Source organism: Caballeronia sp. AZ1_KS37 (assembly GCF_023631165.1).
Taxonomy (GTDB): Bacteria; Pseudomonadota; Gammaproteobacteria; order Burkholderiales; family Burkholderiaceae; genus Caballeronia; species Caballeronia zhejiangensis.
On the sequence record NZ_JALQDP010000030.1, the window covers coordinates 461,892 to 476,155 of the forward strand.

The 14,264-nt window shown below is 61.5% G+C and carries 16 protein-coding genes; 6 read left to right on the top strand and 10 right to left on the bottom strand.

Annotated features, from left to right (window positions below):
- Positions 1-7 precede the first annotated feature (7 nt).
- Positions 8-244, bottom strand: a complete 237-nt coding sequence (locus NCS00_RS18405; protein WP_250435947.1) for a hypothetical protein — start codon at positions 242-244, stop codon at positions 8-10.
- 121 nt (positions 245-365) lie between these two features.
- Between NCS00_RS18405 and NCS00_RS18410 the strand changes: the two genes are divergently transcribed.
- Together NCS00_RS18410 and pqqA are read left to right on the top strand one after the other, a co-directional pair.
- Positions 366-599, top strand: coding sequence for a DUF2795 domain-containing protein (locus tag NCS00_RS18410; protein ID WP_008353051.1), 234 nt, complete (start codon positions 366-368; stop codon positions 597-599).
- A gap of 468 nt (positions 600-1,067) precedes the next feature.
- Positions 1,068-1,142 (top strand): pyrroloquinoline quinone precursor peptide PqqA, encoded by a 75-nt coding sequence (gene pqqA / locus NCS00_RS18415; protein WP_008353049.1) that lies wholly within the window; start codon positions 1,068-1,070, stop codon positions 1,140-1,142.
- Positions 1,143-1,206: 64 nt separating this feature from the next.
- On the opposite strand, the gene NCS00_RS18420 is transcribed toward pqqA, so the two are convergent.
- From NCS00_RS18420 to ehuR, 9 genes are all read right to left on the bottom strand, one after another.
- The gene (locus NCS00_RS18420) at positions 1,207-1,440 is read right to left on the bottom strand and encodes a hypothetical protein (RefSeq protein ID WP_008353048.1); all 234 of its coding nucleotides are present in this window, start codon (positions 1,438-1,440) and stop codon (positions 1,207-1,209) included.
- A 129-nt stretch (positions 1,441-1,569) separates the two neighbouring features.
- Complete coding sequence (locus NCS00_RS18425; protein ID WP_008353047.1) at positions 1,570-2,988, bottom strand: aspartate aminotransferase family protein; 1,419 nt, start codon at positions 2,986-2,988, stop codon at positions 1,570-1,572.
- A 47-nt stretch (positions 2,989-3,035) separates the two neighbouring features.
- On the bottom strand, positions 3,036-4,514 hold the full coding sequence (locus tag NCS00_RS18430; RefSeq protein WP_250440682.1) for an NAD-dependent succinate-semialdehyde dehydrogenase: 1,479 nt from the start codon (positions 4,512-4,514) through the stop codon (positions 3,036-3,038).
- A 194-nt stretch (positions 4,515-4,708) separates the two neighbouring features.
- Complete coding sequence (locus NCS00_RS18435) at positions 4,709-5,188, bottom strand: Lrp/AsnC family transcriptional regulator (protein ID WP_250440708.1); 480 nt, start codon at positions 5,186-5,188, stop codon at positions 4,709-4,711.
- A 4-nt stretch (positions 5,189-5,192) separates the two neighbouring features.
- Positions 5,193-6,215 carry a N(2)-acetyl-L-2,4-diaminobutanoate deacetylase DoeB gene (gene doeB / locus NCS00_RS18440; protein ID WP_008353039.1) on the bottom strand — a complete coding sequence of 341 codons (1,023 nt, stop codon included), beginning with the start codon at positions 6,213-6,215 and terminating at the stop codon, positions 5,193-5,195.
- 4 nt (positions 6,216-6,219) lie between these two features.
- Entirely contained in the window at positions 6,220-7,446 is a 1,227-nt protein-coding gene (doeA, locus tag NCS00_RS18445; protein WP_250440683.1) for an ectoine hydrolase DoeA, read from the bottom strand.
- Positions 7,447-7,457: 11 nt separating this feature from the next.
- Positions 7,458-8,462: a cyclodeaminase gene (locus NCS00_RS18450; RefSeq protein WP_175979463.1), complete on the bottom strand. Its 1,005-nt coding sequence runs from the start codon at positions 8,460-8,462 to the stop codon at positions 7,458-7,460.
- Between the two features lie 4 nt (positions 8,463-8,466).
- A complete protein-coding gene (gene eutB, locus NCS00_RS18455) occupies positions 8,467-9,432 on the bottom strand; it encodes a hydroxyectoine utilization dehydratase EutB (protein WP_250440684.1) in 966 nt (321 codons plus the stop codon).
- Between the two features lie 80 nt (positions 9,433-9,512).
- On the bottom strand, positions 9,513-10,910 hold the full coding sequence (gene ehuR / locus NCS00_RS18460) for a MocR-like ectoine utilization transcription factor EhuR (RefSeq protein ID WP_008353032.1): 1,398 nt from the start codon (positions 10,908-10,910) through the stop codon (positions 9,513-9,515).
- Positions 10,911-11,136: 226 nt separating this feature from the next.
- Between ehuR and ehuB the strand changes: the two genes are divergently transcribed.
- The 4 genes from ehuB to ehuA are packed head-to-tail and all read left to right on the top strand — an operon-like array spanning position 11,137 to position 14,249.
- Positions 11,137-11,991 carry an ectoine/hydroxyectoine ABC transporter substrate-binding protein EhuB gene (gene ehuB, locus NCS00_RS18465; RefSeq protein ID WP_175979466.1) on the top strand — a complete coding sequence of 285 codons (855 nt, stop codon included), beginning with the start codon at positions 11,137-11,139 and terminating at the stop codon, positions 11,989-11,991.
- Positions 11,992-12,040: 49 nt separating this feature from the next.
- Positions 12,041-12,733: an ectoine/hydroxyectoine ABC transporter permease subunit EhuC gene (gene ehuC, locus NCS00_RS18470; RefSeq protein WP_250440685.1), complete on the top strand. Its 693-nt coding sequence runs from the start codon at positions 12,041-12,043 to the stop codon at positions 12,731-12,733.
- A 5-nt stretch (positions 12,734-12,738) separates the two neighbouring features.
- Positions 12,739-13,398, top strand: coding sequence for an ectoine/hydroxyectoine ABC transporter permease subunit EhuD (gene ehuD / locus NCS00_RS18475; RefSeq protein ID WP_208456975.1), 660 nt, complete (start codon positions 12,739-12,741; stop codon positions 13,396-13,398).
- Positions 13,395-14,249 (top strand): ectoine/hydroxyectoine ABC transporter ATP-binding protein EhuA, encoded by an 855-nt coding sequence (gene ehuA / locus NCS00_RS18480; protein WP_425129919.1) that lies wholly within the window; start codon positions 13,395-13,397, stop codon positions 14,247-14,249. Before ehuD ends, ehuA begins: the two co-directional genes overlap by 4 nt.
- The last annotated feature ends 15 nt before the right edge of the window (positions 14,250-14,264 follow it).

A 14,264-nucleotide genomic window follows, 5' to 3' on the forward strand; every position in this document is an offset into this window, starting at 1 on the left:
GCGTGCATCAAGGCATGCCGCCCAGCGACGGTGAAATGATGCTGCCCGGCTCGCCCTTCGGCGCACCGCTCTCATCGGCCACGGCGCGTGTCGACACCGGCGCGTGGTTCTTCGCGCAGGTCTCGACCGAGTCGCTGCCGAGGCATTGCTGAAAGCCATCGGCAGTTACCTTGGTGTCGAAGCTATAGATGATCTCGCCGACCTTGACTTCGGTGTCGGAGATGCGGTCTGCTGCAATAGCCATGTTATGTCTCGCCTCGATTTCGGTTGGAACGTATCGACAATTCAGCATCAACCGATCCCGGTGACGGGTACGCGCGTTGCTGAATCGTCAGGGTTATCGTCGAATCGAAAAGGAGGCGGAAATGGCACAGCATCCCGCGCATTCGCAGAATCACCGGCATCCGGATGAGCCGCGCCCGGAAGAAATCGCGCGCGTGCTGAAGGGCGCCGACTATCCGATGGGCAAGGAAAAACTTCTGACGCTCGCGAAAAGCAATGGCGCGGACGGCGAGGTCTTGGCCGTGCTCAACAAAATGACCGATCGCAATTTCGACAGCGAAGATGCGGTGCTGCGCGAAGCCACGCGCGTCGAGTAACAGCGACATAACTTTCGCTTATTCCGCAATGCGGCATTCAATCCTGCCGCCCCACGCTTTCGATCTTTGCGCAAGGCACGTGTTTGACGAGGAAAATGTAATGGCCGAAAAACCCGCAGCTCCCGATACGCACGACAAGCCGCGTGCGCCCGGAGGCAATAATCTGAGCAATATCGACCCTGCCGAAGCAGACCGGGTAATCCCTCGGCCGGGAGAGGCAATGGAACCCGACCCGGTCCATGATCCTGACAAGATCGGCACGACACCTGACGATTCGGGCAATCGCCCGAGACCGCTATAAAAAATTTAAATGAACGCCGGTGCAATTTCCAATCGTGTCATACCTGTTCTCGCGCTAGCATCTAAAGTGCGTCGATTTGGGATGCGCGGCTTTGCACGGCGCCTGCAGCAGAAGAACCGCGCAATGGCCCGGCATCCGTCTGGCCAATCATTGCACAAGGAGGCTCTATGAAGTGGGAAACCCCGAGTTTCACGGATATGCGCTTCGGCTTTGAAATCACGATGTATATCGCGACGCGCTAATCGGAAATGACAAAACGGCCACCTGAGTGGCCGTTTTGTTTTATGGGCGCGTCGAATCGATGCGTCAATCTTTGCCCGGCGTCCTGGATTGTTCGTTCGCGGGATCGGGAAGATCTGCGTTCTGTGCGTCAAGCCCGCCCTTTCCTGCAATTTCCGGCTCATTGCCCGATCCATAAGGCACTTCCGCCGTCTGATGCGGATGCTGATCGAGCCGACGGTTCTCCGGTTCGATCTCCGCTGCATTCGGGTGAGGCGCGGAATGCGGTTGCTGATGGCGTTTCTCTTCGCTCTCGCTCATCGTGAATCTCCTTTCGATGGGGCACCGAAGATTACTCAGCAACGCACGTTCCTTCAGACTCGCAAAAAGGGCCCGCAATGCTTCGCGAGCCTCTGGCAACACAACTACCCATACCGCTACTCAAGAGAATCAGATCGCTTGCGTAGCGAGTGCCGAGCCGATAACTTCGTTCGCCACCGCATCCACGGCCTGCTTCACGATGCCGACGATTTCGTCCGCTTCTTCACGCGTCGTGACGAGCGGCGGCGCGAAGCCGAGGATATCGCCATGCGGCATGGCGCGCGCGATCACGCCGCGTTCGAGTGCTGCCGCCGATACCTTCGGGCCGACCTTCAGCGCGGCGTCGAACGGCGTGCGCGCGTCCTTGTCGGCCATGAATTCGAGCGCCGCGAGCATGCCCGCGCCGCGCACTTCGCCGACGAGCGGATGCGAATCGAAAGCCGTGTGCAATTGCTGCTGGAAATACGCGCCGACATCGGCGGCATTCTGCGTCAGGTTTTCGCGCTCGAGAATATCGAGGTTCGCGATAGCAGCAGCCGCGCAAATGGGATGCCCCGAATACGTCCAGCCGTGTCCCATCGGACCATGTTCCCGCGAGCCCTTCTCGATCACGTCCCACACCTTCTCGCCGACGATCACGCCCGACAGCGGCGCATAGGCGCTCGTCAGGCCCTTCGCGACCGTGATGAGATCGGGCTTGATGCCGAAGTGCTGCGCGCCCATTTTCGAGCCGAGACGGCCGAAGCCGCACACGACTTCATCGGAGATCAAAAGAATGTCGTGCTTCCGCAGAACATCCTGGATAGCTTCCCAATAACCTTGCGGCGGCGCGATGATACCGCCCGTGCCCATGACCGGTTCGGCGATGAATGCAGCGATCGTATCCGCGCCTTCTTTCGCAATCAGCTTTTCGAGTTCATCGACGCAATACGCGGTGAATTGCGCTTCGCTCATGCCGGCGGGCGCCTTGCGATACCAGTGCGGACAAACCGTGTGCTTCACGCGGTCGATCGGCAGATCGAAGTTCTGATGAAAGCTCGGCAGACCCGTGAGACTGCCCGTCACGATGCCCGATCCGTGATAACCGCGCTCGCGCGAGATGATCTTCTTCTTGTTCGGACGGCCGAGAACATTGTTGTAATACCAGACGATCTTGATCTGCGTTTCGTTCGCATCCGATCCCGACATGCCGTAATACACCTTCTTCATGCCCTCGGGCGACCAGTCTATGATGCGCGACGACAGCTCGATGATCGTATCGGTCGAGTGACCGACATACGTGTGGTAATACGCGAGCTTCTTCGCCTGCTCATAGATTGCGTCGGCTACTTCGGTGCGGCCATAGCCGATGTTCACGCAATAGAGGCCCGCGAATGCGTCGATATAACTTTTACCTTGATGATCCTGAATGCGGATGCCCTTCGCGCCCGTGACGATCTTGCCGGGCAGCGCGCCGCTCGCGTGATCGTGTGCATGCGTGGACGGATGCATGAAGTGCGCGCGGTCTTCGGCGAACAGTTGCTCGAGCGATTGATTCTGCTGGGTCATGTGCTTCTCCTTGATATGCGGTACTGCGTGTCTCTGAGGATAGGTCTTCAGGCCGCGCTCGTGAGCGGCAGGCCGAGATTGCCGAGGCAAAAGTATTTCGTTTCGACGAAGGGCTCGAAGCCTTCCGCGCCGCCTTCGCGTCCGAGGCCCGATGCCTTCATGCCGCCGAACGGGATCGGCGCGCCGGTGAACTTCACGCCGTTGACCGACACCATCGCGAAATCGAGTCGGCGCACGAGCTGGAAGATCGTGTCGATGCGCGTCGCACAGACGTAGGCGGCGAGGCCGTATTCGGTGTCGTTGGCGCGCGCGACGGCTTCGTCGAGCGTATCGAACGGCGAGATCGCGGAGATCGGCGCGAAGTTCTCTTCGTCGTAGATACGCATGCCCGGTCTGGCATCGGCGACGACGGTCGGTTCATAAAACCAGCCACCGAGCGCATGAGCTTTGCCGCCGACGGTGATGCGCGCGCCTTGCGCCTTTGCATCCTCGACACGAGCGACGGTCGCATCGAATGCGGCCTGATGCATGAGCGGACCGACATCGACATTTGCTTCGAAGGCCGTCCCTACTTTCAGCGCTTTCACCGCTTCCGTGTAGCGTTCGACGAACCGTTCATAAAGCGGACGCGCGACGAGAATGCGGTTCGCAGCGCAGCAATCCTGCCCCGAGGTTTGAAACTTCGCGCCCACTGCAACGCGCACGGCCTGTTCCAGGTCCGCGTCTTCCGTCACGATGAAAGGCGCGTTGCCGCCCAGTTCCAATGCGAGCTTCTTGATGCCCGCCTGCGCTGCCGTCTTCGCAACGAGACCGCCGACGCGCGTCGACCCCGTGAAGCTCACGGCGCGCACGTGCGTATCGCTGACGAGCGTTTCCATCGCCATTTGTGGCTCGCCGATCACGACGTTGAACACGCCCGGCGGAAAGCCTGCTTCTTCGGCGAGTTGTGCGAGTGCGATCGCGGAGAACGGCGTTTCGTGCGCGGGCTTCACGACGACGGTGCAGCCCGCGGCAATCGCGGCGGCGGCCTTGCGCGTGATCATCGCGACGGGGAAATTCCACGGCGTGATCAATGCCGCGACGCCGACCGGTTCCATCACGGTGCCGAGATGCGCGCCATCGATATGCGTCGGAATGGTGCGGCCCGCCAGGCGTTTCGCTTCGTTCGCGAACCATTCGACGAAGCTCGCCGCATAGGCGATTTCGCCTTTGGATTCCGCGAGCGGCTTGCCTTGCTCGAGCGACAAAATGCCGGCAAGGTCCGATTGATGACGCATGATGAGTTCATGCCAGCGCAGGAGCAGCGCACTGCGCTTTTGCTGCGGCATCCAGCGCCATGACTGGAATGCGCGATCGGCGGCATCGATGGTGGCGACGATTTGCGCCTGATCGAGCATCGGGACATGGCCGATGACGTTCTGATCGGCGGGATTGGTTACTGCAATCGATGCGGCGCTGTCGCTGTGAATCCAGCGGCCGTCGACATAACAGAGGGATTTGAATAGAACGGGATGGCCCAGCAGCATGTTCGTCTCCTTGCTCAAAGCGTGCTTGATTTGCATGGTTCGATGGGTCCACTTTAAGGGCGTTGCCGCGATGGAGTTTTTTGTTATTGCCCTCGGGCGGTGGGTGTTTTTTCTGTTTTTTCTGTGCTTCTTTTTGCGTTTTTTTGGGCTTCCCCGAGCCGACACAAATACGGGATCCGGCAACCAAAAAATAACTAAGCCACATCGTCAACCCAATCCGGCGGCCCTTCCGTACTATTCTTCACGACTTTCGTAACGATATAAGTGAAGTACCGCTCGATACCCAACTCTTCGACAAGCAAAGAATCGATGAACCGCTGATAGTGATCGATATCCCGCGACACGACGTGCAGCACGTAATCCACGCCGCCGCCGGTGGCATAACACTGCACGATCTCGGAAGCCGCCGCGACGCGCTCCTCGAAGCGCCGCATATCTTGCGCGGTATGACGCGAAAGCGTCACCTCAACGACAATTCGGCTGCCCTTGGAAGCAGCCGTCCAGTCGATATCCGCGCGATAGCCCTTGATAAGCCCGCTGTCTTCGAGTTTCTTCACACGCTCCCACGCGGGCGAGATCGACAAATTGACCTCTTCCGAAAGGCGCGATTTCGTTATGCGGCCATCCCGCGCAAGAATGCGCAGAATGGCCAGATCGTAGCGGTCGAGCTTGATCAACTTACACGCTCACGGCAATGTTGCGTTCGACGATATCCGCGACCACGGCCACGGTGTCGCCCATCTGCACGAGGCCCGGAAAATGCCGCGCCGCAAGCAGTCCGTCACGCTTCGCGCGATATTCAACCGGCGTCGCGCCCGTGCGCGTAACGTCATATACGCGCGCAAGCACATCGCCCGCTCTCACCATGTCGCCGAGATCGCGGCACATTTCGAGCAGGCCCGTATGCTCGCTCGTCGTGTAGCAGGAACCATCCGGCATGTCGAGCAACGTCGTCGTGCGCGCTTCGCCGCGAACCACCTCCTTCTCGATGATGCCCGCATACGCGAGAAAGCCGTACACGCCGCGCTCCGCCACCGCGACGCTCTTCGCCGTCGACGAACCGCCACCGCCCAGTTCCGTCGAGACGAACACCTTGCCCGCTTCCTCGGCCGCGCTGTCATACAGACCGATGCTGTCGAGTTCGAGCATCCGCATCGAATACGGCGCGCCGAATGCACGCATCGCGGCTTCGCAACGCGACTGCTGCGTCCCGTCGTTCAATACATGAATGGCCGCAAACGGCAGAAAATCGAGCGTGCGGCCGCCCGCGTGGATATCGAGCACGTAATCGGCGAGCGGCAACAGATGACGCTGAAAGTAATCCGCGATCTTTTCCGTCACCGTGCCGTCGGGCTTGCCCGGAAAGCTGCGATTCAGATTGCCCGCGTCGATCGGCGAAGTGCGCGAACCCGCGCGAAACGCCGGATAGTTCATGAACGGCACGATGATCACGCGGCCGTTCACGTCGCTTGCCTTCAACGTCGATGCGAGCTTCGCCAGCGCGATCGGCCCTTCGTATTCGTCGCCGTGATTGCCGCCCGTGAGCAGCGCGGTCGGTCCGTCGCCGCGCTTGATCACGGTGACGGGAATCATCACGGCGCCCCACGCGGAATCGTTGCGCGAATACGGCAGCTTCAGAAAGCCGTGCTGTTCGCCCTCTGCATCGAAGTCGACGGTCGGGCTGATCGGTGACGCGCGCATCGTGCTACTCCTTCACGAACAATTTGCGAGGCGTGTTGCAGAAGGTCTCGACGCCGGTGTCCGTAATCAGGATGCTCTCCGTGATTTCGAGGCCCCAGTCGTCGAGCCACAGCCCCGGCATGAAGTGGAACGTCATGCCGGGTTCGAGGACGGTCTGGTCCCCGGGACGCAGGCTCATCGTGCGCTCGCCCCAGTCCGGCGGATAGCTCGCGCCGATCGGATAACCGCAACGGCTATCCTTCTCGATGCCGAACTTGCGCAACACCGCGAAGAAAGCATTGGCGATGTCCTCGGTCTTGTTGCCCGGCTTCGCCATCGCGAGACCCGCCTCGATGCCTTCGACGACCGCCTTCTCGCCTTCGATGAAATGCTGCGGCGGGCGGCCGAGATACACCGTGCGCGAGAGCGGGCAGTGATAGCGCTTGAAGCATCCGGCGATTTCGAAGAACGTGCCCGCATTCGCCGTGAACGTCGAGTCGTCCCATGTGAGATGCGGCGCGGCGGCGTCGGAACCCGTCGGCAATAGCGGCACGATCGCGGGATAGTCGCCGCCATAACCTTCGACGCCCGTGATGCCCGCTTCGTAAATCTGCGCGACGAGATCGCTCTTCTTCATGCCCGGCTCGACCGTGTCGAGAATGCGCGCATGCATCTTCTCGACGATGCGCGCCGCGACGCGCATGTACTCGATCTCGCGCTTCGACTTCACTGCGCGCTGCCAGTTGACGAGCGCGGTCGCATCGACGAACTTCGCGTTCGGCAGATGCTGCGTCAGCGACGCATACGCCTTCGCGCTGAAGTAATAGTTGTCCATCTCCACGCCGATGCGCAACGTGTCCCAGCCACGCGCGGCAATTACTTCGGATGACAGATAATCCATCGGATGGCGCACCTGCGACTGCACATAGTGATCCGGGTAGCCGACGATATCGTCGTGCGACATGAACACCGTGCGCTTCGCGCCGTTCGCGTCCTGGCCGCGGCCGTACCAGACCGGATCGCCGTGCATCGCGAGCAGCACGCATTGATGCACGTAGAACGACCAGCCGTCGTAACCGGTGAGCCACGCCATGTTGGTCGGGTCGGTCACGATCATCAGATCGATGCCCGCTTTCTCCATCGCGCGCCGTGTCTTCGCGATTCGCGCGTCGTACTCGCTGCGTTCGAACGGCAGGCGTACCACGGGCGCCCCTCGTTCATCCGGCTTCTTCTGTTGCGTGATTTCGGACATCGTCCCCTCTATCAAGCGGTCACATCGTTGTGGAAAATGGTTCCTGCCTGTGCCGCGCGCGCTCGCTGAATGGCGAGCGTCGCGATCGCGGTGTCTTGCGCGCCGGTGCCGGTCAGATCGCAGACGGTGATCTCGTCATCGCTCATACGGCCTTGAGCCTGTTGCGCGATGACTTCGCCAAGCTCGGCAAAAGATGCATCAGCATCCGTCACCCCCGCTTCGATCGCATGATGCAGCTCGCCGAGCACGCGCACTTGCTGAAGGCGGTCGCACACATAGCGCGCTTTGGCGAACACGTCCGGAGCGATTTCATTCTTGTGCTCCGCATCCGAACCCATCGCGGTGATATGCAAGCCCGGATGCAGATCGCGTGCGTGTATCAGTGGCTCACGGCTCGGCGTCGTCGTGATGGCGATATCGGCGTGCTTCAACGCCTGGTTCACGCTGTCGGCGACATCGCACGGCAAGTCTTCGCAGTCACGCGCGAACTGCTGCGCGCTCTTCGGATCGCGCGCCCATACGGTCACATGCCCGATGTCGCGCACGAGCCGCAACGCCTTCAATTGCAGACGCGCCTGCTCGCCCGCGCCGATAATCGCGACGCGCTTCGCATCCTTGCGCGCGAGCCAGCGCGAGGCAACCGCGCCCGCCGCAGCGGTACGCACGGCGGTGAGATAACCGTTGTCGAGCAACACGGCTTCCGTGAGACCGGTGCGCGCGGACAGCACGAGCATCAGGCCATTGAGGCTCGGAAGTCCGAGCGACGGATTGTTGAAGAAGCCAGGGCTCACCTTGATCGCGAAGCTCGGAAAGCGCGGCAAATAAGCGGTTTTCACGTCGACTTCGCCGGCGTGCTCGGGAATGTCGAGACGCAGGATCGGCGGCATTGCGACGGCTTCGGTCGCGAGCGACTTGAACGCGGCTTCGACTTGCTCGATCGCGTCGAGGTCGAGCGGCACGAGCTTGCGCAATTGCGCCTGCCCGAGCAGCACGGTGGAGGTATCGATGTTGGACATGGGTTCAGGCCGCTCCGATGAGTCGACGATGCGTTGCGATATCGATGTTGCTGCCGCTCACGACGATGACGATCGGTCCGTTCGCGGCTCCAATCGCGCCGTCGAGCAAAGCCGCGATGCCGACCGCCGCCGCGCCTTCTACAACGAGCCGCTCTTCGCGATACGCGTGCACGATGCCGCGCGCGATCGACACTTCATCGAGCAGCACGACATCGTCGATGAGATCGCGCGTCATCGCGAACGTATGTCTGTTATCGAGGCCGATGCCGCCGCCGAGCGAATCGGCGAGTGTTTCGAGTTCATCGACGAACACCGGCTTGCCTGCCGCGAGACTCGCATGCATCGCAGCGCCGCGTTCCATCGACACGCCGATCATCTTCACGTCGGCACGAATGCTTTTCGCCGCGAACGCGACGCCGCTGAATAGCCCGCCGCCCGACAAGGGCACGACGATGCTCGCCGCATCGGGCAGCGCTTCGAGAATTTCAAGGCCAATGGTGGCTTGCCCCGCGATCACGCGTTCGTCGTCGAAGGGCGGCACGAATGCATAGCCTTCTTCGCGCACGAGACGTTGCGCTTCGACCTGTGCATCGTCCTGACTCTTGCCGACGATGACGACACGCGCGCCGAGCGCGGCCACCGCATCGACCTTGTTCTTCGGCACGAGCGACGACATGCACACTGCAGCTTCGATGCCGAGCGCGCGTGCCGCGTGTGCAACCGCGCGGCCATGATTGCCCGTCGATGCGGTGACGACACGCTTGCAGCCTTGCGCCGCGATCTGTGCGAGCGCATTGGTCGCGCCGCGCAGTTTGAAGCTGCCCGTAGGTTGCAGCGTTTCGAGCTTCAGATGAACGGGCACGCCCGCGATGCGCGAGAGCGACAGCGAATGAACCAGCGGCGTGACGAGCGCGCGGCCTTCGATGCGCTGGCGGGCGCGGTAGACATCGGCGAGCGTGAGTGCGGACATGTGCGGCTGAATTGCGTTTGAGCTAACCATGCAACTCAGTCTAATGTCCTAAAAAATCGTTTTCGATTGTCCTAGTTCATTTAGTTGAAGTCATGCACATGCGGGTACTGACCGAAAACTTCGCGCATCGTTTCGACCGCGCTGCGAAACGTGCTTTCGCCGACTTCCGCGCCCACGCATAGCCGCACCGCATTGGGCCGGTCCGCGCCGCGCACGAGAAACGGATCCGGCGACGTCACGGCGATATTGCGATTGCGCAATTCACGCGTGATGCGCTCCGCTTCCCATTCGTCGGGCACACGCAGCCATACCGAAAGCGCGTTCGGATGACTGCCGAGCACGTATTCGCCGAGCACTTCGCGCACGACGCCCTGGCGTGCCGCGAGCCGCTCGCGCTGAATCTCCACGAGACGTTGCGCCGTGCCATCCGTGATCCAGCGCGCGGTGACTTCCGCGATGGGCGACGTCGCCATCCAGCAACTGACGCGCAGCACGCTTTCCGCACGCAACGCAAGACGCCGCGGCACCGTCATGAAGCCCGTGCGCAAGCCGCTCAATACGGACTTGGTCATGCTCGTGCAGTAGAAAGCGAGTTCCGGAATGAGGCTCGCGATAGGCGTCTGCGTTTTCGCGGGCAACGCGCCATAGACATCGTCCTCGATCACATAGACGCCATAGCGTTCCGCGATACGCGCAATCGCGCGGCGGCGGGAGTCGGGCATCATCGCGACCGTGGGATTGTTGAGCGTCGGCGTGCAGACGAGCGCGCTCACGCGTTCGCTGTCGCAGACTTCCTCGAAGTGCTCGGGGCGAATGCCGTGCTCGTCGATCTCGAGACCTTTGAGCGTAAACCCCAACACGTTCGCCGATCCGATTACGCCGTGATCGGTGAGGCTTTCGCACAGCACCGTATCGCCCGGCCCGACGATGCTCGCCAGCGCAAGGAAGATGCTATGCGCGACGCCGTTGGTGACGAGCAGCGTCTCGACCTTCGCGGGCATGTTGAGCGAAGCGAGCCACTCCACGCCCGCCTGTCGATGACTGTCGAAGCCCGCAATCGGCCGGAACGCACGTATCCACGGCTGATCGTCGATGGTCGAAAGCGTCGCGCAGACCTTGCGCCACATCGCGTCATGCTCGGGCGTATGGACGATGCGCGCGATCGAAAAATCGACGACCGAGCGCTCGGCGGTGTCGAGCATGTAATTGGACATCGTTTCGGTCACGCGCGCGCTGACGAAGCTCCCGCGTCCGACCTCGCATCGAATCAGCCCTTGCCGTTCGAGTTCCTTGTAGGCATTGGTGACGGTCTGCACGCTGATCGCGAGATCGGCGGCGACTTCGCGTTGCGGCGGCAACCGTTCGCCCGATGCGAGCGCGCCGCTTTCTATATCGGCGGCCATCGCCTTGACGAGCCGCTTGTACTTCGACTGCACGCCCTGCACGGTACGCACGGCGTCGCGCCATCTTTCATTCACTTGCTGTTCCTCGCATGCCTGGTTCCATGCGCAATAGTGGCCCAAAAGCGCGCGCGAAAATAATTGTCCTAGAGCAATCGGAACAAATATATGGCTTTGTATTCTGCGTCGGTGGCTATGCGGCGAGTGACTCCAAAGCCCCTTGGAGTAAGGGTTTTCCTCGGTCTCTCACATGCAGCGCCGCCCCACTCGACCACGCTTGAAGAACCATTACTACGGGAACGATATGAACACGAAGCGACTGTCTGGAATGCTGGCGGCGGCGTGCGTCGCGGCAGCGAGTCTTGCCGCCTATGCCACGAGCGCGAACGCGGAAACCACGTTGCAGCGCATCCAGCGCACCGGCGAGGTGCGTATCGGCTATGCGAACGAAACGCCCTTCGCCTACACGACGCCCGATGGCACCGTAACCGGCGAATCGCCCGAGATCGCGAAGAAGGTGTTCGCCAAGCTCGGCGTGAAGAAGGTCGATGCGGTGCTGACCGAATGGGGCGCATTGATTCCGGGCCTCAAAGCCGGCCGCTTCGACGTGATTGCAGCGGGCATGTACATCACGCCCGAGCGTTGCAAGCAAGTGGCGTTCGCCGATCCGCAATATCAGATTCCCGACACGCTGCTGACGATGAAGGGCAATCCGAAGAACCTGCACAGCTATGCCGATGTCGCGAAGCAGCCGGACACGAAGCTTGCTGTGATGGCAGGTACGGCGGAACTCGGTTATGCGCGCGCGGCGGGCATCAAGGACGACCAGATTCTTCAGGTTCCGGACACGACCGCGCAATTGCAGGCCGTGCGCGCGCGTCGCGCCGACGCGGCTGTCGGCACCGCATTGACGATGAAGGGCCTCGCCGAAAAAGGCGGCTCGTCGGTCGAGGCGATCAAGCAGTTCAACGACGATCCGAAGCACACAGGCTATGGCGCGCTCGCGTTCCGACCCGAAGACACGGATCTGCGCGACGCCGTCAACAAGGAGCTGCATCAGTGGCTCGGCACCGACGATCATCTGAAGACGGTCGCGCCCTTCGGCTTCGACAAGTCCAACGTGACAGCGAAGAAAGCGCCGGAACTGTGTGCCGGTTGAGCATCGATGCATCGCGACGCGCAGCTTCATCTACTAGCGAGGAACCGTCATGAGTGACCTCCGTGAGCTTCTGCCCTTGATGATGAAGGGCACACTTGTCACGATCCAGATCGCCTTCATCAGCATCCTGCTTGCGATCGTCATGGCGGGCGTCGCGACGGCGTTGCGCGCCGCGCCACACCGTGTCGTGCGATTGATCGGCAACGTGTATGTCGAAGTGTTTCGCGGCACTTCGCTGCTCGTGCAGTTGTTCTGGCTCTTCTTCGTGCTGCCGCTGCCGCCGTTCAACGTGCAACTGACGCCCTTCACGGTCGCCATCGTCGGGCTCGGGTTGCACTACGGCGCGTATGGCTCCGAGATTCTGCGCGGCGCGCTGCGTTCGGTGCCGGGCGGACAGTACGAAGCGGCGCTCGCGCTGAACATGCCGGCCACGGCGCGGCTGCGTCGCATCGTGCTTCCGCAGGCGATGATCAACGCGCTGCCGCCCGCGACGAATCTGATGATCGAACTGTTGAAGGGCACATCGCTCGTCTCGCTGATCACGCTGTCGGATCTCACGTTCCGCGCGCGCCAGCTCGACGAAGCGACCTTCAAGACAGCGGAAATCTTCGGGCTCACGCTGCTCATCTACTTCGTGCTCGCGCAGGTGATCGTCGCCGTGATGCGGGTGTTCGAGCGGCGCGTGAGCAGTCATGTCGCGATCCGTCGCGCGAGCCGCACCTTACCGGGGGCCGCATCATGACGTCGCTGGGTCAACTCTTCGATGTGAAATACGCGCTGCATATCCTGCCGGAACTCGCGCGCGCGGCGACTTATACGATCGGCATCACGCTCGTCGGGTTCGCCATCGCGCTCGTGCTCGGCCTCGTTCTCGCCATCATGCGGCGCAGCGATTTCGCCCCGCTCGCGAAGACGACTGCGTTCTTCATCGAGTTCATACGCAGCACGCCGCTGTTGATTCAGGTGTACGTGCTCTTCTATGTCGCGCCGCTTTACGGCTTCACGATGTCGGCGTTGACGGCGGGCACGCTCGGCATCGCGGTCCATTACGCATGCTATGTGTCCGAGGTGTATCGCGCGGGACTCAACGGCGTTGCACGCGGACAATGGGAAGCATCGTGCGCGCTGTCGCTCAGGCCGTGGCGCACCTATACCGGCGTGATTCTGCCGCAAGCGATCCGCCCGGTCATTCCCGCGCTCGGCAACTACCTTGTTGCGATGTTCAAGGACACGCCGGTGCTCTCCGCGATCACCGTCGTCGAACTGATGCAGCAGGCGAAGAACATCGGCTCCGAGACCTTTCGCTATCTCGAACCCATCACGATGACCGGAATCTTCTTTCTCATCATCAGCGTGACGTTCGCTTCGGGCGTGCGTCATATCGAACGGCGCGTGAGGCTGCCATGACCGCGACTCAATACCAGGAGCAGCAGATGAAACGGGATTTCGACCCCGCGCTCGGCCGCGCAGCCGACGCCAGCGCGAACACGCCGATGGTGCGCTTTCGCAACGTCACCAAACGCTACGGCGCGCTGACCGTGCTCGACGGCCTCGATCTCGATGTCGCGCCGAACGAGAAGGTGGCGATCATCGGCCCGAGCGGCTCGGGCAAGTCCACGCTATTGCGCGTACTGATGACGCTCGATCCGCTGACCGATGGCGTCATCGAAGTGGACGGGCAGCCGCTCACGCACGAAATGCGCGGCGGCAAGCTCGTGCCCGCATCGCCGCGGCATGTTCGTCAGGTTCGCAGCAAGATCGGCATGGTGTTTCAGAGCTTCAATCTCTTTCCACACATGACCGCGCTCGCGAATACGATCGAAGCGCCAATGAGCGTGCTCGGATTGTCGAAGAAGGAAGCGACCGAGCGCGCGCGCGAACTGCTGTCGCTCGTCGGCCTCGCGGAGAAGTGCGAGCATTACCCGTCGCAATTGTCGGGGGGACAGCAGCAGCGCGTCGCGATTGCGCGAGCGCTCGCCATGCGGCCGAAGATCATGCTGTTCGACGAAGTGACATCCGCGCTCGATCCCGAACTATGCGGCGAAGTGCTCAACGTGATTCGCCGTCTCGGCGAAGAACACAACCTGACGATGCTGATGGTCACGCACCAGATGGGCTTCGCGAAAGAGTTCGCCGATCGCGTGTGTTTCTTCTCGCAAGGCAAGATCATCGAACAGGCGCCGCCGCAGCAGTTCTTCAGCGCACCGCAGCATGAGCGCACGCGGCAGTTCCTGCGTGCGGTGACCGAGGCGCTTTGATTCGTTGCTGCGCGC

What these genes read in the sequence shown, in the direction of transcription:
- NCS00_RS18405 (WP_250435947.1), bottom strand. Translation starts at nt 244, where the DNA reads ATGGCTATTGCAGCAGACCGCATCTCCGACACCGAAGTCAAGGTCGGC.
- NCS00_RS18410 (WP_008353051.1), top strand. Translation starts at nt 366, where the DNA reads ATGGCACAGCATCCCGCGCATTCGCAGAATCACCGGCATCCGGATGAG.
- NCS00_RS18420 (WP_008353048.1), bottom strand. Translation starts at nt 1,440, where the DNA reads ATGAGCGAGAGCGAAGAGAAACGCCATCAGCAACCGCATTCCGCGCCT.
- NCS00_RS18425 (WP_008353047.1), bottom strand. Translation starts at nt 2,988, where the DNA reads ATGACCCAGCAGAATCAATCGCTCGAGCAACTGTTCGCCGAAGACCGC.
- NCS00_RS18430 (WP_250440682.1), bottom strand. Translation starts at nt 4,514, where the DNA reads ATGCTGCTGGGCCATCCCGTTCTATTCAAATCCCTCTGTTATGTCGAC.
- doeB (WP_008353039.1), bottom strand. Translation starts at nt 6,215, where the DNA reads ATGCGCGCGTCACCGATCAGCCCGACCGTCGACTTCGATGCAGAGGGC.
- doeA (WP_250440683.1), bottom strand. Translation starts at nt 7,446, where the DNA reads ATGTCCGAAATCACGCAACAGAAGAAGCCGGATGAACGAGGGGCGCCC.
- NCS00_RS18450 (WP_175979463.1), bottom strand. Translation starts at nt 8,462, where the DNA reads ATGTCCAACATCGATACCTCCACCGTGCTGCTCGGGCAGGCGCAATTG.
- eutB (WP_250440684.1), bottom strand. Translation starts at nt 9,432, where the DNA reads ATGTCCGCACTCACGCTCGCCGATGTCTACCGCGCCCGCCAGCGCATC.
- ehuB (WP_175979466.1), top strand. Translation starts at nt 11,137, where the DNA reads ATGAACACGAAGCGACTGTCTGGAATGCTGGCGGCGGCGTGCGTCGCG.
- ehuC (WP_250440685.1), top strand. Translation starts at nt 12,041, where the DNA reads ATGAGTGACCTCCGTGAGCTTCTGCCCTTGATGATGAAGGGCACACTT.
- ehuA (WP_425129919.1), top strand. Translation starts at nt 13,395, where the DNA reads ATGACCGCGACTCAATACCAGGAGCAGCAGATGAAACGGGATTTCGAC.